Source organism: Kribbella sp. VKM Ac-2566 (assembly GCF_004366005.1).
Taxonomy (GTDB): Bacteria; Actinomycetota; Actinomycetes; order Propionibacteriales; family Kribbellaceae; genus Kribbella; species Kribbella pratensis.
On the sequence record NZ_SODT01000008.1, the window covers coordinates 1,388,831 to 1,413,521 of the forward strand.

The following is a 24,691-nucleotide window of genomic DNA, read 5'->3' on the forward strand; positions in this document are numbered from 1 at the left end:
CTGTAAAGACACAGGAGGGCTCAATGCCTGAAGCACGCGTCGCGATCGATCTCGACGTACCGGGACCGACCATCAGCCGGCACCTGTACGGCCACTTCGCCGAGCACCTCGGGCGGTGCATCTACGGCGGTTTCTACGTCGGTGAGGACTCACCGATCCCGAACGAAGGCGGGATCCGGCTGGACGTGGTCGAGGCGCTGCGGGCGCTGGACATCCCGAACCTGCGCTGGCCCGGCGGCTGTTTCGCGGACGAGTACCACTGGAAGGACGGCATCGGGCCGAAGGCGGACCGGCCGTCGATGGTGAACACGCACTGGGGCAACGTCGAGGAGAACAACCACTTCGGCACCCACGAGTTCATGGCGTTGTGCGAGCTGCTGGGCGCCGCGCCGTACGTGAACGGGAACGTGGGCAGCGGGACCGTGCGGGAGATGAGCGAGTGGGTCGAGTACCTGACCCGCGACGGCGACAGCCCGATGGTGCGGCAGCGCAAGGCCAACGGGCGCGACGAGCCGTGGAAGATCCCGTTCTGGGGCATCGGCAACGAGGCCTGGGGTTGTGGCGGGAACCTGCGGGCCGAGGCGTACGCCGACCTGGCGCGGCAGTACGCCACGTTCCTCAAGGACCACGGCGACAACAAGCTGTACCGGATCGCGGCAGGCGCCTCGGACGACGACCTCAACTGGACCGAGGCGTTGCTGAAGTCGATCAGCTGCCTGGGCTGCGGGCGCGACCCGAAGAACATCTACCAGGCGATCTCGTTCCACTACTACACGGTCGCGGGGACCTGGGAGAACAAGGGCAGCGCGACCGAGTTCAGCATGGACGACTACTACCGGACGTTGTCGAAGGCACAGGACATCGAGCGGGTCATCCGTGCGCACTCGGCACTCATGGACGCCTACGACCCGGAGCGCAAGATCGGTCTCGTGCTGGACGAGTGGGGCACGTGGTGGGATGTGGAGCCGGGCACGAACCCCGGGTTCCTGTACCAGCAGAACGCGATGCGGGACGCGCTGGTCGCGAGCCTGCACTTCGACGTGTTCCACCGGCACGCGGAGCGGCTCGTGATGGCGAACATCGCGCAGACGGTCAACGTACTGCAGGCGATGCTGCTCACCGACGAGGAAGGCGGGCTCGTCCGTACGCCGACGTACCACGTCTTCGAGATGAACAAGGGGCATCACGACGCGCAGTCCCTGCCTGTGCACGTGATCGAACCGACGACCTACGATCTCGACGGCAAGGCGATGGACCTGGTGTCGGCGTCCGCCTCGGTGAAGAACGGGCAGGCACTGGTGTCGGTCAGCAACCTCGATCCGGCCGCGGCGCTGGACGTCGTACTGGATCTCCGCGGCGGATCGCCCAGCGAGGCTTCCGGACGGTTGCTTACGGCATCGAAACCGCAGGCGTACAACACGGTCGCGGATCCGGATGCGGTGGCTCCGGTCCCGCTGAAGCTGGAACCGGAGCCGCGCGGGCTGCGGGTGACGCTCCCGCCGCATTCGTTTGCGACTGTCAGTTTGGTTTTGTGATCGCGATCTGGAACTCGTGCACCCAGTTCGCCGGGTTCTCCATGTCGAACTGGAGCGTGACCTCCCGGGCATACCCCTGGCTGCGGTAGCCGTTGTCCTCGATCCACCGGGCCAGCGTCTGCATGCTGCGGTCGGCCTCCATCATGTCGCCCTGGTGGACGATGGTGGCGGCGTCGAGCCCGGGGAGTTCGGTGATGTCGACGTCCGCCGTCGTACCTGTTTCGACGGGTACGGCGGCGTGGACGCGGATCGTCTCGTTCTCGGCGTCCTCGTAGTACGCGACCGGCGAACCGCACGGGTTCACACCGGCCGCTCCGAGACGTTCGAAGAGCTGCCCGAACAGGGGCTGCAGCACCGGGCCGATGTCCGCACCGTCGTAGCTCGGCGAGATCGCGGACAGTTCGGCGACCCGGGTCGGGGCGATGTGTTTCAGGACGACGTCGTCGGTGGGCATGTGACCTTCCCTCTCGATGAGTCGGAGCCTCGCCTCGACGCTCGTCAGCCGGGCCGCGCTGCGGGCCAACTCGTCCTCGAGCTGGGCCTGCCGCAGTCGCAGCATGCCGCGCAGTTCCTCGGCCGACAGCTTGGCGTCGACGATCTCGCCGACCTGCTGCAGGCTGAAGCCGAGGTCCTTCAGCGCGATGATCCGGTTCAGCCGGCTGAACTGGTCGGCCGAGTAGAACCGGTAGCCGGTTGCCGCGTCGACGACGGCCGGGCGGAGCAGCCCGAGCGCGTCGTAGTGCCGCAGCATCCGCGCCGACACCTGCCCGAACGCCGCGAAGTCTCCGATGGTGAACATCCACCCACCTTCCGGCTTGACACAGTGTCAAGGTCAAGCCGCAACAACACTACTTTGAGCCCCCACCAACCACTTCGGGCCGCGCAGAACGGTTGATGGGTGCCCAAGGTGGGGTGTTCAGGGAGAGACGCGGGTACGGCGGTCGCGGACTGCGGCGACGGTGAGGGCGGTGACGACGAGGGCGACTCCGCCGGCGCCGAAGCCGGTGACCAGGATGCCGCGGCTGCTCAGCCGGGCGTCGCACTGCATCGGCGTGATGCCTTTGTCAGGCTGGAAGACCGAGCCGCAGCCATCCCCGGCGGCATGGACCGGCCGGACGGCGAGCACCACCCCGACGATCAGCAGGACTGCACCCACCGCGCCGAGGACCTTGCTCAGCACCGGCCGTCCGCTCGGGTCTGGGGGCATGCGTCAGCCAGGACCGACCATTGTTGGCGGGTCAGAGCCCACATACGCACCCTCAGCTCCCTGGCAGCCCGGCAAGATTTGATCAAATCTAACGCAGCTAGCAGTCAGCGCTGAAGTTGGGAACCGCCCGGTGCTGGAATCTTCACCCACTTCTAACGCTCCGGTTCACCCCTTCCAACGCCGCCCGGGCCGCATCGGTTCAGCCACTTCTACCGCTGCTCGGGCGGTATCGGTCAGTTGTCGAGGACCGCGACGAGGGACCCGCTCGCGCGGCCGTGCGCGACGTCGGAGAGCGCGCGGTCGACCGCGTCGAACGGGACGATCGTCGTGTGCGCGGCAACCGGAAGCCGGGCGACCAGGCGGAACAACTCCTCACCGTCGCGGCGGGTGTTGGAGGTGACGCTGCGGAGATCGCGCTCGTGGAAGAGGTGCCGTTCATAGTTCAGCACCGGCACGTCGGACAGGTAGATACCGGCGACCGCCACAGTTCCACCGGGCTTGAGCGATTCGAGCGCGGCCGGGACCACGTCGCCGGCCGGAGCGAACACGATCGCCGAGTCCAGCGGCACCGGCGGCCGCTCCCCGACGAACGCAGCGCCCAGTTCACGTGCAAGGGCTTGGTTCCGCTCGCCACGGGTCACCACGAACAGCTCGGCGCCCTGAGCCAGAGCAAGCTGCGCGGTGAGGTGGGCGCTCGACCCGAAGCCGTAGATACCGAGCCGGCCACCGGGCGGCAGGTTCGCGCGGAGCAGGGAGCGGTAGCCGATGATCCCGGCACACAGCCACGGCGCGAGCTCCGCCGCGGGACGATCCGCCGGCAACGCGTAGGCGTAGTCCTCCGGCACCACGGCGTACTCCGCGAATCCGCCGTCGGCGTCCCAGCCCGTGTACGTCGAGCGCGGGCAGAGGTTCTCGGATCCTTGCCGGCAGAACTCGCACACGCCACAGGTGCCGCGCAGCCAAGCGATCCCGACACGGTCCCCGATCGCGAACCGCCCGGCCGCCGTACCGCGATCGACCACCTGCCCCACGGCCTGGTGCCCGGGGACGACCCCCGGGCGCTTCGGTGCCAGGTCGCCCTCGGTCAGATGCAGGTCGGTCCGGCAGACCCCGCACGCCTCAACCTGTACGAGTACTTCGCCGGCGACGGCTTCTGGCACGGTACGACGTACGCGCTGCAGCGAGCCGCTGTCGACGGGTCCTGGTTGACCGACTGCCCACGCCTGCATCTGCTCCATGGCTCCATCATGCGACTCGTTGCAGAGCGCGTTCGCGACGCTCGGCGACCTTGGAGCCGGACTCTCGGCGAGCCATTCGCCGCAGTACGACGGGCGCGAGCAGCAATCCGGCGACGGCCCAGATCCCGAGGACTGCTGCCGTCTCCAGGTGGCGCCAGGACTCGCCGACCTCGACCACGACCGCTTCGCCGGGGAGAAGCGCGGACCGCATGCCGAGGCCCATCCAATAGACAGGCGTGAGCTGGCCGATCCACTCGAGCCATCCGGGCAATGCGGTGATCGGGTAGAAGATGCCGGAGACCGCGATCAGCGCGAGCATCGGCAACTGGATCAGGCCTTGGGAACGCGCGGTGGTGAAGACCGAGCCGAGGATCGCGCCGATCGGCAACGTCGCGACCAGGCCGAGCAGCAGCACCCAGACCAGCGTGAACCAGTGCGCGGATCCGAGCGCGAGTCCTTCGACGAGAAACAGCCCCGGGATCAGGAGAATCGCGAGATCTGCCAGCAGCCCGCCCGCGACCGACACGACTTTGCCGATGAGGTAGCTGACCATGCCGTTCGGAATCGCCTTGGCGCGCAGCAGCGTGCCGTCCTCGCGATCGGCGGTGAGCTGCTGGCTCATGCTGACCATGCCCATCGCGGCGTTCATCCCGAGAATGCTCGGCAGGGCGAGTGCGCCGAGCAGGAGGCCGGTGGAGCCGAAGTCGCGATGCCGGAGGAAGAAGAGCGCAGCCAGCATCAGCACGGGCCAGAGGAAGTGGCTGAAGAGTTCGGGACCGTTGGTGAAGGACTGCCGCAACTCGATCAGCCCCCGCCGCCAGCCGGTCTTCACGCTCGCCGCCGATTCCATGCCTGCTCCCGTTCTCATGCCGGCTCTCGTTCTGATGCTTGGTCCCGGACCAGGGTGAGGTAGGTGTCTTCGAGCGACGCCCGGCGTACCTCGAGTTCGCGGACCGCGTCGCCGTACGTCGCGAAGAGCTCGCGGACGAACGCTGTGGAGTCCGCGGTCGCCTTCCGGAACGGTTGTCTGTCGACGGACCAGCGCACCTCGTCCTCCCCCGCGATCAGCTCGGTGAGCTGCGCCGTACTGCCGGCGGCGATGATGCGGCCCGCGGCGAGGACGAGGATGCGATGCGCGAGTTTGCTCGCCTCGTCGAGGTCGTGGGTGGTCAGCAGTATCGTCGTACCCTGCTCGGCCGCGAGCCCGCGCACCAGCTCGTGGAACTCCGACCGCGCCTCGGGATCGAACCCGGTCGTGGGCTCGTCCAGGAACAGTACGTCGGGGCGGCCAACGATCCCGATCGCGACATCGAGCCGCCGGCGCTGGCCGCCGGAGAGGGTCTTGATCTTCTGCCCGGCATACGGAGTGAGGCCGACGGCGTCGAGAAGCTCGCCGGCCGGCCAGGCGCGTCGGTACGGCGTGTAGTACGAGCCCAGGTGATGGAGGAGCTCTCCGACGCGCCAGTTGCCGTGGTCGCGCCAGGACTGCAGCACGATGCCGATCCGCGACCGCCAACGCTCGTCACCCGCGGCCGGGTCCACCCCGAGCACCTCGACGTGGCCGGCCGACCGGAGCCGGAAGCCTTCGAGGATCTCGATCGTCGTACTCTTCCCGGCGCCGTTCGGACCTAGCAGTGCTAGCACTTCGCCGGGGCGCGCGTCGAACGTCACGTCGTGCAGGACCTCGCGATCGCCGTACCGCATCCGCAGGCCGTCCACTGTCAGAACCATGCCGTGGAACCTACGTTGCGTTCATCGAATCGGCAATCGTCAGCCTGGGTTGCAAGCTCGTGAAACCCTGCAAAACATGGCATTCTGTGCAATGGGATTGCGAGAGAACGCAATTCGTTGCAATGACCTGACGGTGAATGCGCGGATGTTGGAGGTCGCCGATGCCCGGAGGCAGGCTGAGTCACCAGGACCGGCTCGACATCGCGGCCGGCCTGGCGGACGGGCTCGGGTACGCCGAGATCGCGCGGCAACTGGAGCGGCCGACGTCGACGATCAGCCGGGAGGTCGCACGCAACGGCGGCGCAGCCGGGTACCGCGCCGACCACGCCCACTACGCCACCGCGTCCCGCGCTCGGCGACGCCGCCCCGCGCCCACGGACGGGCGTGGAGACTCGCAGGCGATCGAGCCGAGGCGGGCGTACGTCGAGCGGTTCGCCGCGATGATGGTGGACGGCGGGCTGCCGCGGATGGCCTCGCGGGTGCTAGCACTGCTCTATACGTCCGACTCCCGGACGCTGACGGCTGCCGACCTCGTCCGAGCGCTGCGGGTCAGCCCGGCGTCGATCTCGAAGGCGATCGGCTATCTCGAGCGGGTCGGGATGGTGCACCGCGAGCCCGACCCAGTACGCCGGCTGCAGCACTATGTGATCGCCGAGGACGTGTGGCTCAAGGCGTGGGAGGTGAGCGCGCGCACCAACCACAACTGGGCGGCGACCGCAGCCGAGGGCGTCAAGCTCGTCGGGCGGGATACCCCCGCAGGCGAGCGACTCACACAGATGGCGGAGTTCTTCGAGCGGCTCAGTGAAGACATGTCCGGCGGCGCGGGCTTCCAGGACTGCCTAGCAGTGCTAGCGGTTCTGTGGGAACCGGACCGCGCTGCGGAGCTCGCCGCCCGGCTCGGTTGGCCGGTCGAACGCGTCACCGATGCAGCCGACTACGCGATCAAGGCTTCAGCGCAAGAGAGTGCGGAGGAGACGCCGCGTCAGGCCACCGTCCGCGAGGCCTAGCTCGACGAGGTCGTCGAACACCTGCTGATCGGCAGCGGCCGCACGAATGCCGCCGTCGAGGATCCGCTCCGATCGGCTCAACTGGGCGACGAGCGCGGTGTCGCGAAGATGCCTGGCGAGCAGGCGAGTCGTGCGGCGGCGGTACGGCGTACCGGCGTCCGAGGTCCCCGCCCGCAGCGCGTCGGCGATCGCCCGGCCCGCCAACAGACCGGTCGCGACCGCGTAGTAGATACCTTCGCCGGTCATCGGGTTGATCAGACCGGCCGCGTCCCCGGCAAGCAGCACCGGCCCGCCGCGCGGCCGCCACGACCAGCCGGCGAGCGGCAGGTGATGACCCCACCACGACTCCCCGCCTTCGGTTGCCCCCGGAAGCAGCGCCTCGAGATGGTTCAGCAGCTCGGTCCGCGTCGGGCGGGTGCCGGCCAGCAGTTCGCCGTACCCGACATTCGACCACCCGTCGCCACGGTCGAAGGACCAGGCGTACGACGGTTGCCGACCAGGCCCGTACGCGATCACCTGACTCGCCGCGCGTGCAGCCGGAGTGGGCGCGTAGCCACGGATCGCCAGCGCGACCGGACCAGGTCTCAGGCCGAGTTCCCGCCGTACGACGGAATGCGCACCGTCGGCACCGACCACGAAGCGCGCGTCCAGGTCCTCGTCCACGATGACGGATCGGTTCCGGATCTCGAGGCCGCGGACCCGTCGGCGGACGAACTGCGCGCCGGCCGTCCGCGCGGCCTCGACCAGGCGTTGGTCGAAGACCGTCCGCGGGACCACCCAGGTCGGCCGGGACATCTGCCGGTCCACGCCAACGTCACCGCGGTTGAGCACGAACCGCCGTACCGGCGTCCAGTCGTCGAGGATCCCCGTGACGCCGACGCCGGCCAGCAGATCGAGTACGTGCGGGGCGATCCCGTCACCACACGCCTTGTCCCGCGGGAACTCGTGCCGGTCGAGCAACAACACCGACAGACTCGGATCCGCCGCCAACGCACCAATCGCAGCCGCCGCTCCCGCCGGCCCAGCTCCAACAACAATCACATCCCACACACGCGCCTCCCCGGCCACAGTCTTGCAGCTCCAGCTAGCGTCCGCGCGGTGCGGTCGCTTCGCCCGGGGTCAGGTGCCGGGGCGGCGGCCGGGTTTGTTGGGGCGGCGGGTTGTCGTACGGCGGGGGCGTGGCGTGTGAGGAGTGACCGGGCCCGAGGGAGTGACCGGGCGGGCCTCGTCGAGGTCGACGACCTTCGGGGGTGGTGGGACGAAGACCGGGATGGTCTCCTCCTCATCGACGGCAGGCGGGGCAGGTGCCGGCGGCGCGGCGGGTGGGGCGGGCTTGGCGCGGGCCGCCGACTCCTTGCTCGCTCGGGGCTGGACCTTCGCTACCGCGGGAGCGGCGAGCGGGTTGCGAGGCGGCCGGCGATGTGGGAGGCGGGTGCTCAACTCGATGCCGAGCGCATCGATCAGTTTGCGGCAGGCAACGATCGAGACGGCGACCGCGAGCACCGTGCAGGCGGCGAACAGTACCGACTGGCCACCGGACGACCAGTTCGACGGATCGGTGCGGACCATCGCGGCGATCATCGCGACGACGATCGCGTTGGTGATGCCGAGGGCAACGGCCAGGCCGACCGTCCGGAGCAGTACGCCGCGCTCGAGCCCGACGTCGTCGGCTGCCGCGACCAGCCCGGCGATCAATCCGGCGAGAACGGGCACTGTATAGACAAGCGCGAGCGTGAGTCCCGGGCTCGCGACGAGATAGAAGATGTCGAACACCACCGCGGTGCCGGTCAGCGCGGCGGCGAAGCACACCACCATCGGCGGATACGCGCGCAGTACCGCGACCGCGTCCGCGGGCACGGTCTTGAACATCCGCAAGGCCAACAGCAACGACTCATCCCCTCGTCCTCCCCCCATTGTGCAGTCCCGCCACCACCCTCAGTGAGATGCCCCGGCAGCGAGTCGCGGATCGCCGAGCCATCACAATCGAGTCGCCACCGAGGCACGCACGCTCAGCGCGACGCCAGTCGGCTGATTGTGATGGCCTGGCGGTCCACGTGGGCGTCGTAAGGTCGGTCCGTGGACGACGAGGTACGGGTTGCGGTCGAGGCGGAGTTGCGGTTGTTGCTACCGGAGGTGCGAGGGTCGGCCGAGGTCGACGTACTGCTGGATCCGGAGTTCGTCGAGGTCGGCGCATCCGGCCGGCTGTGGGACCGGGCGGCGATCGTTGCCGCGTTGGCGTCCGGGGAGATCACCGACGCGGACCCGATCGAGGCGACCGAGGTCGCCGGCGTTCGGCTGGCCGACGACCTCGTACATGTCACCTACGTGTCCCGACGTACAGGCGGTACGCCGGTCCGCCGCAGTTCGATCTGGCGACGGACCGACGGCACCTGGCGCCTGTACTACCACCAGGGCACTCCTGCAGCTGACGATTAGGCCGCTGTCTGGACCGGGGCCAGCTTTTCGCGGAGGTCGGTGAGGATCCGGCGGAGGACCCGCGAGACCTGCATCTGGCTGACGCCGATGTCCTCGCCGATCTCCGACTGGGTCCAGCCTTCGACGAAGCGCAGTTGCAGGATGCGGCGGTCCCGGTCGCCGAGGTCGGCCAGTACCGGCTCCAGCATCTCGACCGTCTCCAGCTGATCGATGCTCGCATCGTCGTCATCGGCAACGACATCCGCGAGCGTGAGCTCCGCGTCGGCCTCGGCGGGCCGGTCGAGCGACAGCACGTTGAAGCAGCCGCGCGCAGCGAGCGCCTGCTCGACCTCGGTCACCTCGACCTCGAGGTGGTCGGCCAGTTCGGCCGGTGTCGGTTCGCGGTTCAGCTGCTGCTCCAGCTCCGGCAGCTTGCTCGCGATCGTGCCCTGCATCTCTTGGAGCCGGCGCGGGATCCGGACCGTCCAGGCGCAGTCGCGGAAGTACCGCTTCACCTCGCCGCGGATGGTCGGGATCGCGAACCCGATGAACGGGGTGTCCGCCTCCAGCCGGTAGTGATGGGCTGCTTTCACCAGCCCTAGATAAGCGACCTGCTCCAAGTCGTCGGCCTCGGCGCCCCGCCCGCGGAAGCGGCGCGCGATGCCCTTGGCCATTTCCAGGTTGAGTTCGACGACCTGTTCGAGAAGTTCTTGCCGCTCGTCTTCGGAGGTGCTCGCGGCCCGGCGTTCCATCAGTTCCCGGGTGGCTGCTTCACGGGCGGCCCGATCGGTCGGGGCGCCGCTGCGGGTGGAATCCCGCTCGATGGTGCTCGTAACCATTGGTATGACCTCGCGACTGTCTCGTCACGGCGTGGCACTTCGCTGAACCACGGTCATGCCTACAAGAGAAGTCGTACCCCACATTCTCGGAACTCATGCATGCCGATGCTGAAGCCGTCGAAACGGTCACCGATCGCGACCGAAATCGATGAGCCAACGCTCGTTTGACCACGTAAAGATCACAGGACGTAAGGAAGCGGACACACGAGCCAAAAGTGTGTACGATGCAGATGCAAGCCCAAATGCACGTGCATATGCCAAGGACGTACGGAAGGTGCAGCTGATGACTGCGATCTACAACGGCATGCCCGGCGACTCGAACAGCGAGCTGATCTGGCGCAAGAGCCAGCGCAGCGGCCCTCAAGGCAACTGCGTCGAGGTAGCGAAGCTTCCGGACGGCGGTGTGGCGGTGCGTAACTCGCGCTTCACCGACGGTCCGGCATTGGTGTTCACGAAGGCAGAGATCGAGGCATTCCTCGGTGGCGTTCAGGACGGCGAGTTCGGCTACCTGATCTGAGCAAGAACCAGTAACACAGGGCAACTCAGAAGCAAGGGCCCCTTCGCCAGGCGAGTGACGAAGGGGCCCTTTCCTGTGCTCTGAGAACATCGGTACGACGACCCGGCGGACGACATCGAACGACGGCCGGCCGACGCCGTACCGCGCGATCACTCGACGTACGAAAAACGCCAGGACCGACCCTCAGAAGAGAGTCGGCCCTGGCGTTGCCCGAGGGGCGGGTTCGGTCTACTGGACGGTGAGCGGCCAGAGCTGCTCGCTCGGCAGCTCGGAAGCCTTCCCCGTCGCCGCATTGTCAACGGTGATTCGCAATCCGGTGAACTTCGGCGTCATCACGCGCTGATACCGCGACGCGCGGTCCGGCTCGGCGACGTACTCGGCGATCAGGTGGTCGCCCAGCCAGATCCGCACCATCTTCCGTCCTCCTGTTGCTCTGTCGGTGGTCATGGGGCCAGGCTCACGATCGGGTCGCCGTCGAGTTGGCGGACGCCGCGCAACCAGCCCTCGAAGGCCCAGCGCTGTTGCTCGGGGCAACGCGCGACCAGGTCCTGGATCTCCCGCTCCGTCAGCTCCTCGGGCGCACGTCCGCCTGCCATCGCGGCGGTCTGCTCCACAACCTCACTGTCGTCGTCGTTCATCGACTCGGGTTCCCCAACCAGTCATGCCAACGGGGGGCCGTCGGCGGTCTGTAGGACCGGCCTGCCGGATCACGCGATGTCACTTTTCGCGAGAGCCAGCTCACCTTCTGTGCATGAATCAATCATGGCGTCGGCACGCGGCGAATGCAAGCGCCCGATGCACGTGCATCCGCACGTTTTCCATTTCGAGACCAGATCGGGCCACTTTCCGCCTGATTGAGACTGGATCGACCGCCGGCGAACGGTGTTCGACGCCCGTCGGGCGGACTAGTATGTGCTGGCAAAGAAGCTAGACCCTGTTCGGCTAGGCTTACGCTCCGTGATCGTCGATGCGGATTCGACGCTCTTTTGTAAGAACTCCGGCAGATCAGCGCTCGGGCATGCGATGATGTGCCCCTGCGGATGAGGTTGCCGATGAAGACCGCTGGGGCCGCTGGGAGGTGGGTGTGACCGAGTCGGGCGCGCAGAGCGGGCCGACCGCGCTGCGCATCATTCTCGGCGGGCATCTTCGCCGGATGCGGGTGGCAGCAGGGATCAGCAGATCCGACGCGGGGTGGGAGATCCGGTCGTCGGAGTCCAAGGTCAGCCGGATGGAACTCGGCCGCGTCGGCCTCAAGGAGCGCGACGTCCGTGACCTTCTTACTCTGTACGGCGTCGACGACGAGGAAGAGCGCGAACGCCTCCTCGCTCTGACCCGCGAGGCCAACAACCCCGGATGGTGGCACCGGTACGGCGACGTACTCCCGAGCTGGTTCCATTCTTATCTGGACCTCGAGGCCGCGGCGCAGCTGATCCGTGTCTACGAACTGCAGTTCGTACCTGGCCTGCTGCAGACCCCCGACTACATCCGCGCCGTGATCCAGTTGGGCCGCGGGCTGATTCCGGCTGAGGAGGTCGAACGGCGGGTCGCGCTGCGAACCAGCCGGCAGAGCATCCTGACCCGTCCGGAGCCTGTCCGGATCTGGGCGGTCGTCGACGAGGCGGTGCTCCGTCGGCCGATCGGTGGCGTCAAGGCGATGATCGCGCAGCTCGACCACCTGCTCGAGGCGTCGCAGTACCCGAACGTCACGCTGCAGGTGATGCCGTTCAACGTCGGCGGCCACGCAGCCACCGGCGGCGCCTACAGTATTTTGCGTTTCCCGGAGCAGGACCTCCCGGACATGGTCTACATCGAGCACCTCAGCAGCGCCCTGTACCTGGACAAACTCGAGGACCTCGACCAGTACACGGCCACCATGGAAGCCCTCTGCGTCGCAGCCCCACCCCCCAACAAAACCCGCGACATCCTCACAAACATCAAGAAGGACTTCGAGAGCTGACCCCCAGTTGGCCCTGGTCAACTGGTGCGGGCGCTGTGGAGAGCGGGACGAGCACGGGCGACAGGGTCCAGCATGCCCGCCCCGCCGATCATGGGATGCGGCTGATGAAGACGATGGGATGGCCGGTCAGCTCTTCGAGCAGTTGCTGCCACTCCCGCGGCCCGCCGAGCGGGATCAGGTGCCCGCGGTGCGGTAGAGCGACGGCAGCGCCACCGATTTCGAGCAACACCGCATCGATGAGCGTCTGCATCGCCTGGCCGGAGCTGTCCTCTTCGACGAAGAGCGGACCAAGTTGGTATCCGCGCTCGATGGCCTCCGCGTAGGCGGCCTCCTGCAGCTCGGCGAGGTCGCGCAGTGTGCGGGTGAGGCGCTCGTGCGCATAGCAGAACAAGGTGCGTTGCACTGCCGGTTCGGCCCCGCCCCCGTGGTCGAAGCCGGGCCGGCGCGCCGGGTTCACCTCTGTGGTTGCCACGCAACGACCGTACGGACAGCGCGCGGTGGCGCACCATACGAATCTGAGCGGTCGGCAGGTCCCTTTCGGAGCGCGTTTCAGCTCGGCGCGGTACCGGCGTACAGCTTGAACGCGAGGTTGTGGATAACGGTGCCGCGCTTATTGAGCGATCAGCGTGGCGATGAACGCACTGGTGTCGCGTGGGCTGAGGGCACCGGCACGCAAGTGATCGAACACCATGCTGTAGCGATCGATCTCGGCTTCCGTTTCCAGGAAGATGTCGCCGGCGAGGCTCTCCACATAGACGACGTCCGGCGCCACGGGTCCGAAGTTGAGCCGGACGAATGCGCCGGTCATGCCCGGATGCGCGCCCCGATCGAAGGGGAGCACCTGGAGCGTGATGTTCGGTCGCTCGCTGACCTCCAGCAGCCGTCCGAGCTGCGCGCGCATGACAGCAGGGCCGCCTACCTCCCGGCGCAATGCCGCCTCATCAACTACAGCCCAGAACTCCAGCGGCTCTCGTTCCTCCCGCTTCCGGCCCAGAACGACCTGGCGCTCCATTCTGGTCTCCACGTTCCGCTCGATCTCCTCGGCCGCCATCGGCAGGCCGTCGCGGACCGCGGCCCGGGCGTACTCCTCTGTCTGGAGGAGGCCAGGGATGTACAGCGACTCGTAGTTGTGTGCGATCTTCGCTTCCGACTCGAAACTGATGTAGGCGGCGTAGCCCTGAGGTATCACGTCCGTGAACTGGCGAAGCCAGCCTGGATGCTTCGCGCCCCTGGTCAGTTCGATCAGTTCGGTACGCCGTGCTTCAGGCACGCCGTACAGGTCGAACAGGGTCTCGAGGGTGCCGGTGTGCGGCTTGGCCTGGCCCTTCTCGATGCGCCAGAGAGTGCCCTGGTTGACACCGGTGCGTTCCTGGACCAGCTCGCGGGTCAGGCCCGCCTCCGAGCGCAGGGTTCGAAGCTCGGCCGCGAGTCGCCGAAGCCGAACGGTCGGCGGACCGGCTGGTCTCGGCATTTATCCACAACCTCTCGTTTTCGCGGTCGCGAAGGTACGCAGTCTGAGCAAAACGACCGATCCACTAACCATGAATCCCAGATCCACAGCATTACGTGTACCTAGATTCGTATGGTACAAGAGCCATTACGCTCCGTACGGTCGTGTCATGGCCTCGGCATGTGGGCGCTGGCCATCACACGCCACGAACGATCCGGCCTGCGCGGATGCCGCGAACTCGTGAAGGGGCAGCGACACCGACGATGGTGGACGCGGCTGTGGGAACGCCTCAACGACACCTTCCGCCGCAGACAGCACCTGTCAGGTGTTGTCTGTCAGCCACTGGATGAGGGGTTGGGTGGCTCGCCAGTCTTTTCGGACTTGGGTGGTTAGGTCCGGGGTGTGGATTACGGGTTCGAAGCCGTAGTTCTTGCTGACGGTGAGGGATTTGTGGCGGAGTAGGTCGATGCGGGGGTGGTCGGGGTCGTAGCCTCGGGGGCTGGTTTTGAGTTTGTCGCCGCCTACGGTCCAGCCGGCCTTCACCAGCTTGGCGAGGATCTTCTCGAGCTGTTTGCCGCGGCGGTCGTCGTCGATGGCGGTGCGGACGCGGGCCAGACGCTCGGACGACGCCTCGTAGAAACCGGCCGCGACCCGTACGCCGGGTGCAGAGACCTGCACGTACCACCCGGTGGCAGGGGCGACGTCGATGAAGGCGCCCTGGTGGGTCTTGTACGGCGTCTTGTCCTTGGCGAACCGCACGTCGCGGTACGGGCGGAACAGTTTCGCCGTACCGAACTCCTCCTCGAGCTCTGCCAGCAGCGCGGCCATCGGCGCCCGGACCGACTCCTGGTAGACGTGCTTGTGCTCCGTCCAGAAGGTCTTGGTGTTGTCCATTTCGAGATCGTCGTAGAAGTCCAGCGCCGCAGCCGGAAAACCGGTAAAACTCATGGGGTCACGATAGTTCGCCCGGCAGATCGGACAGACACCCCATGCGCGCGATCCAGGTCACCCGGTTCGGCGGCCCCGAGGTACTCGTACCGACCGAGCTCGAACCACCGGTCGCGGGCCCCGGCCAGTTGCTCGTCGAGGTCGGCGCGGCCGGCGTGAACTTCGCCGACACCCATCGCACCGACGGCTCGTACCGCGGCGGCGTCACGCTCCCGTTCGTCCCCGGTGTCGAGATCGTCGGCCGTACCGGGACCGGCCGCCGCGTCCTCTCCCCCATCCTCGAGACGGGTGGAGGGTACGCCGAGTATGCCGTCGCGCCGGCGTCCCGCGCGGTCGACGTACCGGAGGAGGTCAGCGACGGGCAGGCGCTCGCGCTGCTCATCCAAGGACTGACGGCCTGGCACGTACTGAGGAACAGCACCCGGCTGCGCGCGGGCGAGACCGTGCTGGTGAACGCGGCTGCCGGCGGTGTCGGATCGATCGCGGTGCAACTCGCCAAGCACTTCGGGGCCGGCCTGGTCATCGCGACGGCGTCGACCGCGGCGAAGCGGGACCTGGCACTGGAGCTCGGCGCGGATGTTGCTGTGGACAACAATGCGGACGGCTACGCGGACCGGATCCGGGAGGTGACCGACGGTGTGGACGTCGTACTGGACTCGACGGGCGGCCCGACGATGCTGGCCGGACTGGAAACACTCAACGGCTTCGGCCGCCTGGTCAACTACGGCAACGCCGGCCGGGAGGGCCGGCCCAGCATCGACCCGAGTGCGCTTGCCCAACGCAACCTTTCGGTGGCCGGCTTCTGGCTGGTGCCCGCGATGGACGAGCCTGGCGGGTACGTCGAACCGCTGACCGAGCTGCTCGCCCTCACTGCCGCCGGCAAACTCCGCCCGCTGGTCGGCGCCGAGTACCCGCTGGAGGACGCCCGCCGTTCACACGAGGATCTGCTAGCCCGCCGGACTACCGGCAAACTCATACTCAAGCCGTGAGAGCCGCAAAGAAGGCACGGATGTCGGCGGCCAGCACCTCGGGCTGTTCGAGTGCGGCGAAGTGACCGCCGTGCGGGTGGCTGGTCCAGCGGACGATGTTGTCGGTGTGGGCGACCTTGTGCCGCAGCGGGATGAAGTTCTCGTGCGCCAGATCGAGGAGCGCGGTGGGCGTCCGCGACGGCTCGGCCGGCTGACCCCAGTACGACGCGTGGGCGCGCTCGTAGTAGATCGCGCCGGACGATCCGCCGGTCCTCGTCAGCCAGTAGAGCATGACATTGGTGAGGAGCAGGTCCCGGTCGACAGGCGAATCCGACCAGGTCGCGAACTTCTCCGCGATCCACGCCAGCTGCCCGACCGGCGAGTCGGTCAGCGCGTAGGCCAGCGTCTGCGGGCGGGTCGACTGCAGATCGGCGTACCCCTGCTGCTCCGTCGCGAACTCTCGCTGCCGGTGCCACGACGCCCAGGTCCGTTCGCGCTCCTCTGCATCCAGGGGCGCGAGTTCCTCGAAGGTCGGTTCGGAGGTCGCGCCCGCGCCGGGGATGAGGTTGAGATGTACGCCGATCACGCGCTCGGGATCGATCCGCCCGACTTCACGGGAGATCGCCGAACCCCAGTCGCCGCCTTGCACGCCGTACCGCTGGTATCCGAGCCGCGTGACCAGCTCGGTCCACGCCCGCGCGACGCGCTTGAACTCCCACCCGGGCTCGGTGGTCGGGCCGGACAGGGTGAAGCCCGGGATGGTCGGGAGGATCAGGTGGAAGTCGCTCAGCAACTCGGCGACGAAGGTGAACTCGACGATCGAGCCCGGCCAGCCGTGCGTGAGGACGAGCGGGATCGCGTCCGGCGACGACGAGCGGAGGTGGGCGAAGTGGACGACCGCCCCGTCGATGACCGTTGTGTACTGCGGCCACGCGTTCAGCCGCGCCTCGGCAGCCCGCCAGTCGTAACCGTTCCGCCAATAGCCGACCAGTTCCCGCAGGTAGTCCAGCGGTACGCCGCGGGACCAACCGGCCCCTGGCATCTCCGAGGGCCAACGCACCACGTCCAGCCGCCGGCGCAGGTCGTCCAGCTCACTCTCCGGCACATCCAGCCGAAACGGTTCGATCGTCACCGCGGCACTCTGACATAGATGGTGGCCGGTCAGGCGGTGATTTTCTCCTGGGTGCGGTCGCGGATCACCTTGACCGCGACGGCGGCGATCAGGCACAGCACGCCGGCGCTCATCACGACGGTGGTCAGCGTGCTGGCGCCGTTCAGTGCGTTGTCGCAGGCCATCGGCGTGATCCCGGCCGCCGGCCGGAACGCGGAACCGCAGTCGGTCCCACTCGCCGAGACCGACCGGAACCCGAGCAGCGCGCCGCCGGCCAGCAGCACCAGCCCGGCCGCGCCGAGAATCCTGTTCAGCGAGATCACGGTCAGACCGGATCCGCTGGATACGGGCATGCCGATCGCACGCCCCGTGAGCCCCGTTGCACTTCGATCACTCCTGACGTCGTCGGACCACCCAGGGATCGACGGTACGGTCCGGCCCGCGATGATCCCCACCCGAGCAGCCGGTCAGGATCGATTCTTCACAGAGACCTTACTCAGAACATGACCGGCTGTGACGGTGATCTCAGATCAAATGACGGTGCAGTTCAGAAGGAAGGCACTCTCAACCGAGACGTTCCTCCAGATACACAGTGATCTCGTCCCCCGGCTGCTTGCCGAGCAGCGTCCGCAGCTCGCCCTTGACGGGCAGTTTGTGGGTCCCGTCACCGAGCGCCATGAACGAGCTCTCGAACGGGTGGCCGTCCATCGTGCCGCGCACCTTGACCAGTCCGCGCGTCCCGAAGTAGGCCGCCGAGTCCGGCATCTGCACGTAGGTCCAGCCGCCCTTGGCGTCGCTCTTCAGCAGCGGCGCGGTGAAGGTCTTGTCCAGCTTTCCGGTCTTCTTGCTCACGGTGAGCTCCTCTCTACACACCTAGGTAGAGACTGCGAACGGCGTTTCGACATCTCCTGCCAACCTATTCTGGGAAATGTGCAGATGACGATCCGCCGGGCCGGGCGGGACGACGTACCGGCGGTGCTGGCGCTCCTCGACGGGGCGACCGAGTGGTTGGTGGCCCGCGGGCGGACCGACCAGTGGGGTACGGCGGCCCACTCGACGAGCCCGCGGCGGGTCGAGCAGATCACCAGCTTCGCCGACGACGGCGGACTGTGGGTGGGCGAGACGGACGGCCGAGTGGTCGGGGCACTCGCTGTCGGGGCCGCCCTCGACTACGTGCCGCCGGCAACCGAGCCGGAGCTGTACGTGCGGCTGCTCGTGACCGACCGCCTGTCCGCCGGGCAAGACTTGGGCGGGATCCTGCTCGAGCATGCCCGCAGGCTGGCCCGCGAGGACGGCGCGCGGATGCTGCGGGTGGACTGCTTCGCCGGGGGCGACGGGGCACTGGTCCGCTACTACGAGAAGCAAGGGTTCACGCGGGACGCCGAGTTCGCCGTACCGCGGGTCAATGATGTGGACTGGCTGGGTCAGGTGCTGGTCCAGCGCCTGTGACCGCGCGGTGAACCACGCCGTGTGAGTCGCTGCAGTGCTCCGGCCCCTGGCTGGCGGTGGCGTGGTCGACCTGGAGCGTCGAGTGCGTCAGATGGTGGCGCTCGGCAAGCACTTCCTCGATCCGGATCCGGATCTGGTGACAGTCGAGCCCCTCGGCGACCAGGACGTGCGCGGACGCGGCCGGTTCGCCCGAGGTGATCTCCCAGACATGGAGGTCGTGCACCTCGACCACGCCCTCGACCGCGCACAGCTCGGCGCCCAGCGACTGCGGATCGATCGCGATCGGCGCAGCCTCGAGGAAGATCCGCCCCGAGTCCCGGACCAGGGATACGCCGGCCTTCAGCATCAGTACGGCGACCACGAACGCGGCGATCGCATCCGCGCGCGCGAACCCGGTCAGCAGTACCACGAGACCGGCGATCGCGGTCGCGACGAAGGCGAACAGGTCGTTCAGGATGTGCTGGAACGCGCCCTCGACGTTGAGGCTGGAACGGTTCGCCTTGCTGATCAGCCAGATCGCGAACAGGTTCACCACGATGCCGACGACGCCAGTGATCAGCACCAGCGCGCCCTTGACCTCGGGCGGATGGATCAGCCGGCTGACGGCCTCGTACACGAAGTACACCGCGAGCAGCAGCAGCGTGATGCCGTTGGCCTGCGCGGACAGGATCTCGACGCGCTTGAAGCCGTACGTGAACCCACCGGCCGGCGGCTTCGCGGCGAGCCGGATCGCTAGCAGTGCTAGTGCGATGGCGATCGCGTCGGTGAGCATGTGCGCCGCGTCGGTGACGAGCGCCAGCGAACCGGCCGCGAGCCCGACGATCACCTCGGCGATCATGAAGCCGACGATCAGCGCAAGCGCACCACTCAGCAGCTTCCGGTCCGCCGCCGCGCTGACACCGTGCCCGTGTCCGTGGCCGGCGCTCATGCTTCCGACCTCTCCGGATGCATGGCCTCGGTGTGCTCGGTGTGCGCGACCGCGAGGTCGAGCAGCATCCGCACGTGCGCGTCGTCGAGCCGGTAGAACGCGTTCCGCCCGTCCCGCCGTACACCGACCACGCGGTGCGCACGCAGCAACCTGAGCGCGTGGGATGTCGCGGACTCGCTCAAACCGGTGACCGCGGCGAGATCGCAGACGCACAGCTCCCCGTCGAGCAGCGCGACGAGCAGCTTCAGCCGCCGCGGATCGCCGAGCAGACCGAACACGTCGGCCGTGTCGGCGATGTCCTCCTCGCCCGGCATCCTGGCATTGACGCTCGCCACCCGCTCCGGATCGACCAGACGGACGTTGCAGGCGTCAGGCTGCACATCTGCAGAACTGTTCATATATCGACAGTAAGGCAGCGGCCCGGCGTGCCGCAAGCTCACCGACAGCGGCTGTTTGGTCCGGTCCGGCAGCACGAGCTTCGGCCACAGGAACTCGCGCCAGGCCGCGATGATCGACGGAATGGACGGCCGTAGGCGACTTGTTGGACTCTTGTCGCTATGCCGAGCTGGTCGATCTACCTCACCCCCAGTGCGACCGAACGACAGCTTGGACTCTGCTGTCTGGGGGCGGGCGAGAAGGAGAACAGTCCGGCCCACACTCCGGAACGCGCTCTCGGCTGCCATGCCCTGGTCTGGGTCAGCGAAGGACGGGGCCACCTGCTGTACGGACCTGACCGCGTGCTTCATGAAGTGCGCGCACCCGCGATGCTCACGCTGCGCGCCGGTGTCGTGCACAGCCATCGGCCGGAGACGCGGTGGCGGCAGGCATGGACCCTGTTCGGCGGTCCGGCGACCGAGGCTCTCGCCTCATTGGGGCATCTGGACCCGGACCGGCCGGTCTGTCGCTACAGCGATCCGCGGTCGGTCGACCGCGCCTTCACCCGGCTCCTGCGGGTCTGTACGACGCACAACGCCGTACAGACCGCGGCAGCATTGTTCGATCTGATCGCGCAGGCCGCACCGCCGTTGTCGGACGAGGTCACCACTCAACTCGCGGACCTCGCCTGCACACCGATGAGCGTCCGCGGCTACGCCAACGAGCTCGGGCTCACCGTGGAGGAACTGCGCGAAGCGGTGCGCGGCGTCACCGGCTCGACTCCCCACGAGCTGATCCTGACCACAAGGCTCAGCAAGGCGAAGGTTCTCCTGGCCGAAGAGGACCTCCCGGTCGCGGCGATCGCCCGCCGCGTCGGCTACGACGACCCTGCCTATTTCACCCGCCTCTTCACCGCCAGAGTAGGCATGTCCCCAACCTCCTTCCGCCAGTCCGGCCACACCACAGAACCTGTGCGTCAGGCGAGGCCGAGTCGGTAGGCGTACGCGACTGCTTGGGCTCGGTCGCGGAGGTTGGCTTTGGCGAAGAGGTGGTTGATGTGCGTCTTCACGGTGGCCTCGCTGACGACCAGGTGGCGGGCGATCTCGGTGTTGGACAGGCCGTCGGCGATCAGCCGCAGTACTTCGACCTCGCGCGGCGTGAGCCCCGAAACCGTGGCTTCAGTCCGTTTGGTGGTTCCCTCGACCAGCCGGCGCTGGACGTCCGCGTCGACGATCGATTGGCCGCCAGCGGCCGCCTGCAGAGCCCGCCCGATCGACTCCGCATCCGCGTCCTTGGTGAGGAACCCGAGCGCGCCGGCCCGCAGTGCGGACAGCACCGAGTCGTCGTCGCTGTACGTCGTGAGCACGACGACCTCGGTCCGCGGATGGTCGGCCCGCACTCGCCGGGTCGCCTCCACACCGTCCATGGTCGGCATCCGCAGGTCGACGAGCAGGACGTCCGGGTCGTGTTCGCCCACCAGCCGGACCGCTTCCAGACCGTCCGACGCGGCCGCGATCACGTCGATCCCGGGCAGCAGCTTGAGCAACGTCACCAGCCCGTCACGCACCACGGTCTGGTCGTCCGCGACCACCACTCGCACACTCACGCAGGCACCTTCAGTTCGACCCGCCAGCCCGTCGAAGTCGGGCCGGACTCCAGCGATCCGCCGACCAGGTCGGCACGTTCACGCATCCCGAGCAGACCATAACCACCCGGCGCCGCGCGCTCCGGACGCTGCCCCGGCCGGTCCTCGACAGTCAGCCGGACCACGTCGCCGTACGACAGTCGCACCTGCACCGGCGCGCCCGGCGCGTGCTTGCGGGTGTTCGCGAGCGCTTCCTGCAACGTCCGGTACAGCGTGCTCAACACCTCGGCCGGCAACTCCCGCTCCGCGCCGTCGACCTCGAACTCCGCGGCCGCGCCACTCTCCAGCCGGTACGCCGTGACGAGATCGCCGAGCGCCCGTACATCGGGAACCGCGTCCTCCCGCAGCGCTGCAACCGCCCGCCGTGCCTCGGCCAGCCCATCCGCGGCCAGGCCCTGCGCCCGCGTCACCTGCTCGATCGCTTCCGGCGACGCCCCGTCCCGCACGAGCATCAACCGCGCACCCTGCAGGCTCAACGACAGCCCAGCCAGGGAATGCGCGAGTACGTCGTGCACGTCGCGCGCGATCCGCGCCCGCTCCGCCAGCGCCGCCGCCCGCTCATGCTCCTCGATCGCGGCCTGTTTCCGGGCCAGCGACACCTCGAGGTCCTCCAACTGCTGCTCGCGATTACGACGATTGACCGCGGCAAGCGTCAGCGCGACAACCCCGAACGCGGCCCCGAACGCGCCAGGCAGCGAACGCGTTGTGAGGTACAGCGGAACACTCGCTCCAAGGATGCTGATGGCAACGATGATCCACTCGAGCGGCTGCGCGCGGTAGTAACGGACCGCCGCGCGGCTGACCCAGAACGGGACGACGATCATCGCGCTGCCTGGCAACGCGTACCAGAGCACGGATCCGGCGACCGCGAACACGAGCAGGCCGTAGCCGGCCAGACCGGGTGGTTCGCCGTACTCGAGGGCGAACAGCGTGATGTTGCTGACGACAACGATCAGGCCGATCGCCAGGATCAGCGGATACGGCAGCCTCTGGTCGTCGTGGTCCTGGGCGGCAACGACCAACGAGAGGATTGTGATCACCCCGGGGACGGCACGCAGCAGCAGGCCCGGCACGGAGTTGTCCCGCAGCAGGCCTGCTGGAGTCCACGTCATGACTTCATCATGCCCGCTGCACTGCGAACGGGATGTTCATGGCCAGCGAGCGACGGTAGATCATCGCGTTCTGGGCACCGATCGTGATGCCGATCGTCAGCGCGAGCGCCGCCTTGCTGACTCCGCCGTGCGGCCAGAGCGCGGCCGACGCGAACGACGCACCGACCCGGAGGCCGATGGTCAGCAGCCACAGCAGGAGCGTCGCCACGGTGCCCTTCTGGAACAGGCCCTCGTCGGTCTGTGTGAGCCGGATGCTCGCGCCGCGGGCGAGCCCGCAGCCGAGCAGTACGACGCAGTCGAGCGCGAGGAACGCGAGCTCACCGGTCGAGGCGCTGTGGACGGCCGACGACAGCGAGAGTACGCCGACGCCCAGCAGGATCAGCGGCATCACGAACAGGGACTTCTGCGTGACGAGCGAGCCGGTCACCTGCCGGCCGATCACCCGCACCAGCACCAGCAGGCCAATCAAGATTCCGAGCACGGCCGACATGTCAGCTGTTCCTTTCCAGGGAGGTTTCGTCGTTGTCGACAAGCCTCCTTGGAAGCGACGCACTGAACGTCAGCCCCGAGGTGAGACCCGGGTGGAACCGGGTCTCAACCCCAGGGTTGAGTCACGCCAGCGATACCAGGTCGAGGTAGTCGTCCGACCACAGGTCCTCGGTCGCGTCCGGGAGGATCAGCACGCGGTCCGGGCGGAGCGCCTCGATCGCGCCCTCGTCGTGCGTGACCATCACGATCGCGCCCGGGTAGCTGCCGACCGCGCCGAGCACCTCGTCCCGGGACGCCGGGTCGAGGTTGTTGGTCGGCTCGTCGAGCAGCAGGACGTTCGCGCTCGAGTGGACCAGGCCGGCGAGTGCCAGCCGGGTCTTCTCGCCACCGGACAGGACCCCGGCCGGCTTGTCCACGTCGTCACCGCTGAACAGGAACGAACCGAGCACGTTCCGGACCTCGCCGTCGGTCAGCCCCGGCGCGACGGACGCCAGGTTCTGCCGTACGGTACCGGCCAGGTCCAGCGTGTCGTGCTCCTGCGCGAAGTACCCGAGCCGCAGTCCATGACCGGGTACGACGCGGCCGGCGTCCGGCTGTTCGCGGCCCGCGAGGAGCCGGAGCAGCGTGGTCTTACCCGCGCCGTTCAGCCCGAGGATGACGACCCGGCTCCCCCGGTCCACGGCCAGATCAACACCGTTGAGGACCTGCAAGGCGCCGTACGACTTCTTCAGACCGACTGCGGCAAGCGGCGTCCGGCCGGACGGCGCAGGGGCCGGGAGCCGGATCTTGGCGACCCGTGCAGCTCGGCGTACCGGCTCCAGCCCGGCGAGCAGCCTGTCCGCGCGACGGGCCATGTTCTTGGCCGCCATCGCCGTACTCGCACCGGCCTGCATCTTCGCCGACTGGGCCTGCAGGACCGCGGCCTTGCGCTCGGCGACCGCACGCTCGCGCTTCCGCCGCCGCTCGTCCACCTCCAACTGCTCGAGGTACTTCGTCCAGCCGGTGTTGTGGACGTCGATCGTCAGCCGCTGCGGATCCAGGTGGAAGACCCGGTTGACCGTTGCCTTGAGCAACTCGCGGTCGTGGCTGATGACGATCAGGCCGCCGGGGTACGCCAGCAGGAACTGCCGCAGCCACAACACCGAGTCGGCGTCGAGGTGGTTGGTGGGCTCGTCGAGCAGCAGTACGTCGTGCTGCGCGAACAGGATCCGGGCCAGCTCGACGCGCCGGCGCTGACCACCGGACAGCTCACCGATCGGCTGCTCGAGGGCACGGTTCGGCAGACCGACACCGGCCGCGAGCCGCGCCGCTTCCGCCTCGGCCGCGTAACCGCCGCCGGCCTGGAACGCGGCTTCGGCGCGCGCGTACGATGCCATCGCCTTCTGCTGAGCCTTCTCCTGTGCCTCACCGGTGGCCGTACTCATCGCGGCCTCGGCCGCACGGAGCTCCCGTACGGCGACGTCCAGCCCGCGCGCGGACAGGATGCGCGCGGTGACGGTGATCGCGGGATCGGCCGCCCGCGGGTCCTGCGGCAGGTAGCCGATCGACCCGGTCACGGTGACCTGCCCCGTCGCGGGACGCGTCTCACCGGCCAGGGTCTTCAGCAACGTCGTCTTGCCGGCGCCGTTACGGCCGATGAGCCCGACGCGGTCCCCCGCGCCGACGCTGAACGAAATGTCGGTCAGCAGCAACTGCGCACCGACCCGAATATCTACACCGCGAACGGTGATCATGATGGTTACTCTCCGTGGTAGCTAGTGGACACACCTC

The 24,691-nt window shown here is 68.0% G+C and carries 30 protein-coding genes; 8 read left to right on the forward strand and 22 right to left on the reverse strand.

Translation table 11 applies throughout. From position 1 onward, the window contains the following. The first annotated feature begins 23 nt into the window (after positions 1-23). Positions 24-1,535, forward strand: coding sequence for an alpha-N-arabinofuranosidase (locus tag EV647_RS09570; protein WP_134001087.1), 1,512 nt, complete (start codon positions 24-26; stop codon positions 1,533-1,535). Here the strand turns inward: EV647_RS09570 and EV647_RS09575 are convergent. The 5 genes from EV647_RS09575 to EV647_RS09595 form a co-directional block, all read right to left on the reverse strand. After that, positions 1,519-2,334 carry a MerR family transcriptional regulator gene (locus tag EV647_RS09575; RefSeq protein ID WP_134001089.1) on the reverse strand — a complete coding sequence of 272 codons (816 nt, stop codon included), beginning with the start codon at positions 2,332-2,334 and terminating at the stop codon, positions 1,519-1,521. The genes EV647_RS09570 and EV647_RS09575 overlap by 17 nt on opposite strands. Before the next feature lie 117 nt (positions 2,335-2,451). Next, a complete protein-coding gene (locus EV647_RS41930; RefSeq protein ID WP_238177115.1) occupies positions 2,452-2,742 on the reverse strand; it encodes a hypothetical protein in 291 nt (96 codons plus the stop codon). Positions 2,743-2,975: 233 nt separating this feature from the next. Next, positions 2,976-3,980: a zinc-dependent alcohol dehydrogenase family protein gene (locus EV647_RS09585; protein WP_238177116.1), complete on the reverse strand. Its 1,005-nt coding sequence runs from the start codon at positions 3,978-3,980 to the stop codon at positions 2,976-2,978. A gap of 7 nt (positions 3,981-3,987) precedes the next feature. Then, positions 3,988-4,848: an ABC transporter permease gene (locus tag EV647_RS09590; protein WP_238177117.1), complete on the reverse strand. Its 861-nt coding sequence runs from the start codon at positions 4,846-4,848 to the stop codon at positions 3,988-3,990. Then, on the reverse strand, positions 4,845-5,711 hold the full coding sequence (locus EV647_RS09595; RefSeq protein WP_134001093.1) for an ABC transporter ATP-binding protein: 867 nt from the start codon (positions 5,709-5,711) through the stop codon (positions 4,845-4,847). The genes EV647_RS09590 and EV647_RS09595 overlap by 4 nt, the downstream gene beginning before the upstream one ends. 161 nt (positions 5,712-5,872) lie before the next feature. On the opposite strand from EV647_RS09595, the gene EV647_RS43365 reads away from it, so the two are divergent. Next, positions 5,873-6,718, forward strand: coding sequence for a GbsR/MarR family transcriptional regulator (locus EV647_RS43365; protein ID WP_255517899.1), 846 nt, complete (start codon positions 5,873-5,875; stop codon positions 6,716-6,718). Here the strand turns inward: EV647_RS43365 and EV647_RS09605 are convergent. Next, positions 6,662-7,786, reverse strand: coding sequence for a geranylgeranyl reductase family protein (locus EV647_RS09605; protein WP_166680263.1), 1,125 nt, complete (start codon positions 7,784-7,786; stop codon positions 6,662-6,664). The two genes, EV647_RS43365 and EV647_RS09605, sit on opposite strands and share 57 nt — an antisense overlap. A gap of 51 nt (positions 7,787-7,837) precedes the next feature. Further along, a complete protein-coding gene (locus EV647_RS09610) occupies positions 7,838-8,605 on the reverse strand; it encodes a hypothetical protein (protein WP_238177119.1) in 768 nt (255 codons plus the stop codon). 189 nt (positions 8,606-8,794) lie between these two features. Here EV647_RS09610 and EV647_RS09615 point away from each other — a divergent pair, with 189 nt between their 5' ends. Next, complete coding sequence (locus EV647_RS09615) at positions 8,795-9,154, forward strand: DUF4440 domain-containing protein (RefSeq protein WP_134001097.1); 360 nt, start codon at positions 8,795-8,797, stop codon at positions 9,152-9,154. On the opposite strand, the gene EV647_RS09620 is transcribed toward EV647_RS09615, so the two are convergent. Beyond that, positions 9,151-9,972 carry a SigB/SigF/SigG family RNA polymerase sigma factor gene (locus EV647_RS09620; protein ID WP_134001099.1) on the reverse strand — a complete coding sequence of 274 codons (822 nt, stop codon included), beginning with the start codon at positions 9,970-9,972 and terminating at the stop codon, positions 9,151-9,153. The genes EV647_RS09615 and EV647_RS09620 overlap by 4 nt on opposite strands. A 283-nt stretch (positions 9,973-10,255) precedes the next feature. On the opposite strand from EV647_RS09620, the gene EV647_RS09625 reads away from it, so the two are divergent. After that, on the forward strand, positions 10,256-10,489 hold the full coding sequence (locus EV647_RS09625) for a DUF397 domain-containing protein (RefSeq protein ID WP_131293596.1): 234 nt from the start codon (positions 10,256-10,258) through the stop codon (positions 10,487-10,489). A gap of 228 nt (positions 10,490-10,717) precedes the next feature. On the opposite strand, the gene EV647_RS09630 is transcribed toward EV647_RS09625, so the two are convergent. Further along, on the reverse strand, positions 10,718-10,936 hold the full coding sequence (locus EV647_RS09630) for a hypothetical protein (protein WP_238151293.1): 219 nt from the start codon (positions 10,934-10,936) through the stop codon (positions 10,718-10,720). Then, positions 10,933-11,127, reverse strand: coding sequence for a hypothetical protein (locus tag EV647_RS09635; protein ID WP_130381785.1), 195 nt, complete (start codon positions 11,125-11,127; stop codon positions 10,933-10,935). The genes EV647_RS09630 and EV647_RS09635 overlap by 4 nt, the downstream gene beginning before the upstream one ends. Positions 11,128-11,573: 446 nt before the next feature. On the opposite strand from EV647_RS09635, the gene EV647_RS09640 reads away from it, so the two are divergent. Continuing rightward, complete coding sequence (locus EV647_RS09640) at positions 11,574-12,446, forward strand: helix-turn-helix transcriptional regulator (protein WP_134001101.1); 873 nt, start codon at positions 11,574-11,576, stop codon at positions 12,444-12,446. Between the two features lie 88 nt (positions 12,447-12,534). On the opposite strand, the gene EV647_RS09645 is transcribed toward EV647_RS09640, so the two are convergent. The 3 genes from EV647_RS09645 to EV647_RS09655 form a co-directional block, all read right to left on the reverse strand. Beyond that, the gene (locus EV647_RS09645) at positions 12,535-12,918 is read right to left on the reverse strand and encodes a hypothetical protein (protein WP_134001103.1); all 384 of its coding nucleotides are present in this window, start codon (positions 12,916-12,918) and stop codon (positions 12,535-12,537) included. Between the two features lie 138 nt (positions 12,919-13,056). Next, positions 13,057-13,917: a helix-turn-helix transcriptional regulator gene (locus EV647_RS09650; protein ID WP_134001105.1), complete on the reverse strand. Its 861-nt coding sequence runs from the start codon at positions 13,915-13,917 to the stop codon at positions 13,057-13,059. 300 nt (positions 13,918-14,217) lie between these two features. After that, positions 14,218-14,844, reverse strand: coding sequence for a DUF2461 domain-containing protein (locus EV647_RS09655; protein WP_134001107.1), 627 nt, complete (start codon positions 14,842-14,844; stop codon positions 14,218-14,220). 41 nt (positions 14,845-14,885) lie between these two features. On the opposite strand from EV647_RS09655, the gene EV647_RS09660 reads away from it, so the two are divergent. Beyond that, positions 14,886-15,833: a zinc-binding dehydrogenase gene (locus tag EV647_RS09660; RefSeq protein WP_134001110.1), complete on the forward strand. Its 948-nt coding sequence runs from the start codon at positions 14,886-14,888 to the stop codon at positions 15,831-15,833. On the opposite strand, the gene EV647_RS09665 is transcribed toward EV647_RS09660, so the two are convergent. The 3 genes from EV647_RS09665 to EV647_RS09675 form a co-directional block, all read right to left on the reverse strand. Further along, a complete protein-coding gene (locus EV647_RS09665; protein WP_134001112.1) occupies positions 15,823-16,944 on the reverse strand; it encodes an epoxide hydrolase family protein in 1,122 nt (373 codons plus the stop codon). The two genes, EV647_RS09660 and EV647_RS09665, sit on opposite strands and share 11 nt — an antisense overlap. Before the next feature lie 29 nt (positions 16,945-16,973). Then, positions 16,974-17,276 (reverse strand): hypothetical protein, encoded by a 303-nt coding sequence (locus EV647_RS09670; RefSeq protein ID WP_134001114.1) that lies wholly within the window; start codon positions 17,274-17,276, stop codon positions 16,974-16,976. A gap of 211 nt (positions 17,277-17,487) precedes the next feature. After that, positions 17,488-17,775, reverse strand: coding sequence for a DUF1905 domain-containing protein (locus EV647_RS09675; protein WP_133787881.1), 288 nt, complete (start codon positions 17,773-17,775; stop codon positions 17,488-17,490). 84 nt (positions 17,776-17,859) lie between these two features. On the opposite strand from EV647_RS09675, the gene EV647_RS09680 reads away from it, so the two are divergent. Further along, positions 17,860-18,372 carry a GNAT family N-acetyltransferase gene (locus tag EV647_RS09680; RefSeq protein ID WP_134001918.1) on the forward strand — a complete coding sequence of 171 codons (513 nt, stop codon included), beginning with the start codon at positions 17,860-17,862 and terminating at the stop codon, positions 18,370-18,372. Here the strand turns inward: EV647_RS09680 and EV647_RS09685 are convergent. Both EV647_RS09685 and EV647_RS09690 read right to left on the reverse strand, forming a co-directional pair. Next, complete coding sequence (locus tag EV647_RS09685; RefSeq protein ID WP_134001116.1) at positions 18,326-19,300, reverse strand: cation diffusion facilitator family transporter; 975 nt, start codon at positions 19,298-19,300, stop codon at positions 18,326-18,328. The genes EV647_RS09680 and EV647_RS09685 overlap by 47 nt on opposite strands. Next, positions 19,297-19,698, reverse strand: a complete 402-nt coding sequence (locus EV647_RS09690; protein ID WP_134001118.1) for a helix-turn-helix transcriptional regulator — start codon at positions 19,696-19,698, stop codon at positions 19,297-19,299. The genes EV647_RS09685 and EV647_RS09690 overlap by 4 nt, the downstream gene beginning before the upstream one ends. 159 nt (positions 19,699-19,857) lie before the next feature. Between EV647_RS09690 and EV647_RS09695 the strand changes: the two genes are divergently transcribed. Next, the gene (locus EV647_RS09695) at positions 19,858-20,673 is read left to right on the forward strand and encodes an AraC family transcriptional regulator (protein ID WP_134001119.1); all 816 of its coding nucleotides are present in this window, start codon (positions 19,858-19,860) and stop codon (positions 20,671-20,673) included. On the opposite strand, the gene EV647_RS09700 is transcribed toward EV647_RS09695, so the two are convergent. The 4 genes from EV647_RS09700 to EV647_RS09715 all read right to left on the reverse strand — a co-directional run bounded on the left by EV647_RS09700 (position 20,652) and on the right by EV647_RS09715 (position 24,654). Continuing rightward, positions 20,652-21,281 (reverse strand): response regulator transcription factor, encoded by a 630-nt coding sequence (locus EV647_RS09700; protein WP_134001121.1) that lies wholly within the window; start codon positions 21,279-21,281, stop codon positions 20,652-20,654. The two genes, EV647_RS09695 and EV647_RS09700, sit on opposite strands and share 22 nt — an antisense overlap. Beyond that, positions 21,278-22,432 carry a sensor histidine kinase gene (locus EV647_RS43495; protein ID WP_202876086.1) on the reverse strand — a complete coding sequence of 385 codons (1,155 nt, stop codon included), beginning with the start codon at positions 22,430-22,432 and terminating at the stop codon, positions 21,278-21,280. The genes EV647_RS09700 and EV647_RS43495 overlap by 4 nt, the downstream gene beginning before the upstream one ends. A 7-nt stretch (positions 22,433-22,439) precedes the next feature. Continuing rightward, positions 22,440-22,922: a hypothetical protein gene (locus EV647_RS09710; RefSeq protein ID WP_134001123.1), complete on the reverse strand. Its 483-nt coding sequence runs from the start codon at positions 22,920-22,922 to the stop codon at positions 22,440-22,442. Between the two features lie 121 nt (positions 22,923-23,043). Then, positions 23,044-24,654, reverse strand: a complete 1,611-nt coding sequence (locus EV647_RS09715) for an ABC-F family ATP-binding cassette domain-containing protein (protein WP_134001125.1) — start codon at positions 24,652-24,654, stop codon at positions 23,044-23,046. Positions 24,655-24,691 lie beyond the last annotated feature (37 nt).

What these genes read in the sequence shown, in the direction of transcription:
- EV647_RS09590 (WP_238177117.1), bottom strand. Translation starts at nt 4,848, where the DNA reads ATGAGAACGGGAGCAGGCATGGAATCGGCGGCGAGCGTGAAGACCGGC.
- EV647_RS09595 (WP_134001093.1), bottom strand. Translation starts at nt 5,711, where the DNA reads ATGGTTCTGACAGTGGACGGCCTGCGGATGCGGTACGGCGATCGCGAG.
- EV647_RS09715 (WP_134001125.1), bottom strand. Translation starts at nt 24,654, where the DNA reads ATGATCACCGTTCGCGGTGTAGATATTCGGGTCGGTGCGCAGTTGCTG.
- EV647_RS09650 (WP_134001105.1), bottom strand. Translation starts at nt 13,917, where the DNA reads ATGCCGAGACCAGCCGGTCCGCCGACCGTTCGGCTTCGGCGACTCGCG.
- EV647_RS09585 (WP_238177116.1), bottom strand. Translation starts at nt 3,980, where the DNA reads ATGGAGCAGATGCAGGCGTGGGCAGTCGGTCAACCAGGACCCGTCGAC.
- EV647_RS09670 (WP_134001114.1), bottom strand. Translation starts at nt 17,276, where the DNA reads ATGCCCGTATCCAGCGGATCCGGTCTGACCGTGATCTCGCTGAACAGG.
- EV647_RS43365 (WP_255517899.1), top strand. Translation starts at nt 5,873, where the DNA reads ATGCCCGGAGGCAGGCTGAGTCACCAGGACCGGCTCGACATCGCGGCC.
- EV647_RS09695 (WP_134001119.1), top strand. Translation starts at nt 19,858, where the DNA reads ATGCCGAGCTGGTCGATCTACCTCACCCCCAGTGCGACCGAACGACAG.
- EV647_RS09630 (WP_238151293.1), bottom strand. Translation starts at nt 10,936, where the DNA reads ATGACCACCGACAGAGCAACAGGAGGACGGAAGATGGTGCGGATCTGG.
- EV647_RS09625 (WP_131293596.1), top strand. Translation starts at nt 10,256, where the DNA reads ATGACTGCGATCTACAACGGCATGCCCGGCGACTCGAACAGCGAGCTG.
- EV647_RS43495 (WP_202876086.1), bottom strand. Translation starts at nt 22,432, where the DNA reads ATGACGTGGACTCCAGCAGGCCTGCTGCGGGACAACTCCGTGCCGGGC.
- EV647_RS09620 (WP_134001099.1), bottom strand. Translation starts at nt 9,972, where the DNA reads ATGGTTACGAGCACCATCGAGCGGGATTCCACCCGCAGCGGCGCCCCG.
- EV647_RS09710 (WP_134001123.1), bottom strand. Translation starts at nt 22,922, where the DNA reads ATGTCGGCCGTGCTCGGAATCTTGATTGGCCTGCTGGTGCTGGTGCGG.
- EV647_RS09570 (WP_134001087.1), top strand. Translation starts at nt 24, where the DNA reads ATGCCTGAAGCACGCGTCGCGATCGATCTCGACGTACCGGGACCGACC.
- EV647_RS09635 (WP_130381785.1), bottom strand. Translation starts at nt 11,127, where the DNA reads ATGAACGACGACGACAGTGAGGTTGTGGAGCAGACCGCCGCGATGGCA.
- EV647_RS41930 (WP_238177115.1), bottom strand. Translation starts at nt 2,742, where the DNA reads ATGCCCCCAGACCCGAGCGGACGGCCGGTGCTGAGCAAGGTCCTCGGC.
- EV647_RS09690 (WP_134001118.1), bottom strand. Translation starts at nt 19,698, where the DNA reads ATGAACAGTTCTGCAGATGTGCAGCCTGACGCCTGCAACGTCCGTCTG.
- EV647_RS09685 (WP_134001116.1), bottom strand. Translation starts at nt 19,300, where the DNA reads ATGAGCGCCGGCCACGGACACGGGCACGGTGTCAGCGCGGCGGCGGAC.
- EV647_RS09660 (WP_134001110.1), top strand. Translation starts at nt 14,886, where the DNA reads ATGCGCGCGATCCAGGTCACCCGGTTCGGCGGCCCCGAGGTACTCGTA.
- EV647_RS09655 (WP_134001107.1), bottom strand. Translation starts at nt 14,844, where the DNA reads ATGAGTTTTACCGGTTTTCCGGCTGCGGCGCTGGACTTCTACGACGAT.
- EV647_RS09680 (WP_134001918.1), top strand. Translation starts at nt 17,860, where the DNA reads ATGACGATCCGCCGGGCCGGGCGGGACGACGTACCGGCGGTGCTGGCG.
- EV647_RS09575 (WP_134001089.1), bottom strand. Translation starts at nt 2,334, where the DNA reads ATGTTCACCATCGGAGACTTCGCGGCGTTCGGGCAGGTGTCGGCGCGG.